This is a genomic window from Pseudomonas sp. HMWF021, from assembly GCF_003061005.1.
GTDB lineage: Bacteria > Pseudomonadota > Gammaproteobacteria > Pseudomonadales > Pseudomonadaceae > Aquipseudomonas.
Map to the genome: position 1 here is coordinate 1 of NZ_QAIK01000123.1, position 3,901 is coordinate 3,901.

1 protein-coding gene is annotated in these 3,901 nt (G+C 57.1%); it reads right to left on the reverse strand.

Translation table 11 applies throughout. The annotated features are described in order from the left end of the window. Positions 1–651: 651 nt before the first annotated feature. The coding region (locus DBR18_RS17030; protein WP_177482398.1) for an Ig-like domain-containing protein at positions 652–3,901 on the reverse strand (3,250 nt) is incomplete at its 5' end.

A 3,901-nucleotide genomic window follows, 5' to 3' on the forward strand; every position in this document is an offset into this window, starting at 1 on the left:
GTACAGCGTGCCGGGTTTGGTGGCGTCGGGGGGCGTGTTGGGGTTGAGGTAATGGTCGAGGGCGCGTTCGGCGGCTTCGTGGAGTTTGCGTGAGTCGAGGGAAGCGTAGGGGGAGGTGGATTCGGTTTCGGGCGGGTTGGGTGTGGGTTTGATCATGGTGAAGCTCCTTGATGGATGGAGCCGCCACCGTTCGCGGTCAAACAAACAGGGTGGCAGCTGTACGCGGGTTGACCGACCGGACATCAAGGAATCCGGCACACCCGAAGGTGTCCCACGCACAGCCACCGCGACATGATTTCAGACAATGTCTGAACATGTGCAGGACGCTGGCGCGCCTTGATATTGGGCGGACGGTCAAATCCGATCGCTGATTCGTCAGCGACCGACCCACAATAGAACCCGCCCCCAAGGCGCACAAGCCGGCGGATTCTGGCGCAGGTGTAGGCAATGGCGCAAGGTGTTGTGGGTTGTTGGAATGAGAGATAAACACATTTAAACAATGAATCCCAAAGCAAAAGATCGCAGCCTTCGGCAGCTCCTACAGAGGTATCTGTATCCCCCTGTAGGAGCTGCCGAAGGCTGCGATCTTTTAGCGTCCGAACCAATCACCGCAATTAATAAATCCGTCCCCTTCGCCCATAGATATTTACTCTAAAGCGGCCTCAAACACCATGCGAGCTTGGATTCATAGCGGTTCGGATGGCACTGTAACCCGCCACGTGCAAATACAAACCACAGTATCGAGTTTCCAGAACAACCTGAAGCATCACACATCCAGTAAATACAGTCGGAGGGATAGCCCGGCCAGTAGAGAAACGATCCATACACTTCATACATCGCAGGCAGTGCACTAGTGAGAGGTATTGAACCTGCAACAGCATTTAACCAGTTGAATGCTTGATCGGCGTTCATACCGGGTTGCCCAATTGCTGCGCTATGTTCTAAACGAAATATATTACTGACCCGCACATTATAAGATACAGCGGATTGGCTCGCGTCCCTCACGGTAATCGTGGCCGTTCCATTACGCTGGCCTGTCACCTTACCGTTGCTTGCTACAGATGCCACGCTGGTATTACTTGAGGTGTAGCTCAATGTGCCAACTCCTCCGGTCGGGGTCCGGATCTCAGTATTACCAATAAAATCCCGCCCGGTTGTTGGCCAATTGATTTTTACGGCCAGGCCGTTCAACTCCATTTGTCTCGTATCAATACTAAAACTAGGAGTTAATTTAATCGTCCATGCATTTGAGGTTGTGCCCGAACCATATAACGCCTTGGCCGTAAATGCGTGCGTGGCAATTCCCAGTCCCGTCAATACAAGCTCCCAGACACCTTGGGCATTCGCCGCAACCGTTTTGCCGGTAGATACACCGTTGTCGAAGATTTCTACCCGTAGTAACGCATTAGCTGTCCCCGTCAGAGTTATGGTGCTATCGGACGTACTCCCACCGTTGGCAATCGCCGTGCCTTTTGAGTCGTTTACACGGGTGATCGCCGGCACTTGGCCCTGCACCGACGTAAACCGCCACACATTCGACCTTGGATTGCTCCCGTACTGCCCGACCGCTGTAATGCTGTGCAGCACGTTCAACGCCAGGCCATTCAGGGTGATCGACCATGTTCCGCCAGTGGCGGTCACCTTGCCCTTTGAAACGTTGCCATCAAAAATTTCCACCTGCTGCCCGGCGGGCGCGGTGCCGCTGATGGTGACGCTGTCGCGCACGCTGTAGCCATTGTCAGGAATGTCCCAACCGCTGGCGTCTTTCACGCCGCTGATCACGGGTGCCACCAGCGCAACGGTTCTGACGGTGTAGGTGCGCAGCGGGAAGGTCACGGCTTCGGCTTCATTCTGGCTTTTGCCCAATGCGGCCTTGAACTCCATGGTCAGTGGGCTGCCGTCTCTAAGCCCCATAAGGCTGCTTGCTGCAATAGGACCCTCATAGAAGCCGTTGTTGATCAAGGACTGGGTGACCACGGCAGTTGGGGCCTTCCAGTACACCGTGTCGAAAACACTTCCGTTGGCGTTGGTACCTCTCATACGCAACCACCAAAACTGGCCGACGGCCATAAACGGATAGCTGTCCATGCGCAAGGCGATGCTGGTGAAATTGCCCAGGTTCAGCTCCGGGCCTTCGCCGTTGTTGGCAGCCTGAGGGATCCGCGGTTTGGGCAACGCGCTAACCGGCAATGCCAGCACACTCAAGGTCAACGCTGGTGACGGCGGCAGCGCGACCCCGCCGCGAGTGACGGTGTAAGTGACGGTCACCGTTTTATTCAGGTTGAACGCCACCACCGAGTTGAGCAGCGGGATTGGCTGCGGTTGCGTACCGGCATTGATCAGGGTTGTGGTGTGCGAACCTTCGGCCGGTGTGCCGGGTGCGCCAGTCCAGGTAACGGTCAGCTTGTCGCCGGCCTGCATCGGGTAATTGATGATGGCGGTCAGGCTGTCCTTGGCGGCGAGGGGGTCGAGGCTGATGCCATTTGGCGCTTCCTTGATATCGGGCGCCGGGAGTTCCAGCGCCGCCCCGACTCTGAACTCCAGCGGATTCGAATAACTGATCTTGCCCGTATCAAACCGCTCGATGTGGTAACGGACGCTCAACCGTTCACCGCGATGGGCTTCAAAGTACTGCTGCACAAACGCAGCGTTGAGCGGAAATTTAACGTCTTTACCGGCGCTCAGTGTGTTGAGTGTCTTGTTGTCCTCGAACAGCACCTTGCCCGACGCATCATGCAGTTGCCAGTGCACGACGTCTTTGGCTTTGGTCGGATTGTTCACCGGGTTGGGGCAATTGACCTCGCTGATGCCGTTGGGCAGGTCTTTGGGTTCCAGCGCACCGTCCTTTTCACCGAGCAGGATGGGCGGAACCAGTTCGAACCTTGGCTCGCCGATGTTCAATTGTGCGGCAGGCGTTGACGGCCTGCGAACGATCTCGCCGTTCTGGTCTTCGCTGAGCACGTTGTACGACACCACCAGCGTGCCGCCTTCCCCGGGCTTCAGGTACTTGGGGCCTGAAATGATGGTGATGAAGCCATTGGGGTCATCGGCCTCATCCTCGGTCGGAAAGATCCAGTCCAGCTCGGGTTCGAAAACGGTGCCGTCCGCCAGGGTGATGCTCCAGATCAGTTCGATGGCGTTGTCCGGGGTAATCAGCGGATCGTAGGGGATGCGTACGATCACGTTCGCCAGATCTGGATCCAGTGCACCGCCCACGGCGCTTTCGATGATCGGGGCTGCCAGACGTTTGGGTTCGCCCTTCATGTTGATGAAGCGGCCTCTGGAGCGTTGAATGATGCTGCCGCCACGTTCGAGATCGAAGAAGAACACTCCCTGGGTTTTTGCCAGTGCCCGGGCACCGTCGTTGTCCATCAGTACGTCGACGACAAGCGGTGGATTTTTGTCGATGCGCTGGCGAACTTCGACCTCCACGGGTTCGCCGTCGAGGGTGGTGCCCTGCAAGTGCATGATGATGATATCGCCGAGGTTGAAGTCGACGGATGATGCAGCAAAGACCTGGAGCACCAATTGCTCATTGCCCAACTGGTCAAGGTCGAGTTCATTGCCGTCAGCCTGTTTGAGAATCGGCGCATCCAGACGCGAGTTGCCGGTGTCGACGCGGATGCGCGCTTCCTTGCACCAGTCCTCGGAGTCGTTGTCGGCAAAGTCTCTGACCAGGAATGACACCGCCAGCTTATCGCTCCCGGAGTCACCCGCCGCCAGGATGACGGCTTTGCTGATATGGACAATGATCGGATTATTCAGCGGGTCGTCGATCTGCGCCTGGGTGACCGGGTTCGACTCCACCAGCTTGCCGCCCCAGCTCGCGATGATCACATCGCCCACGGCGATGTCGGGGTAAGGCAGGTCGGAGCCACTGCCGGGTTTGGCAATCACCAGA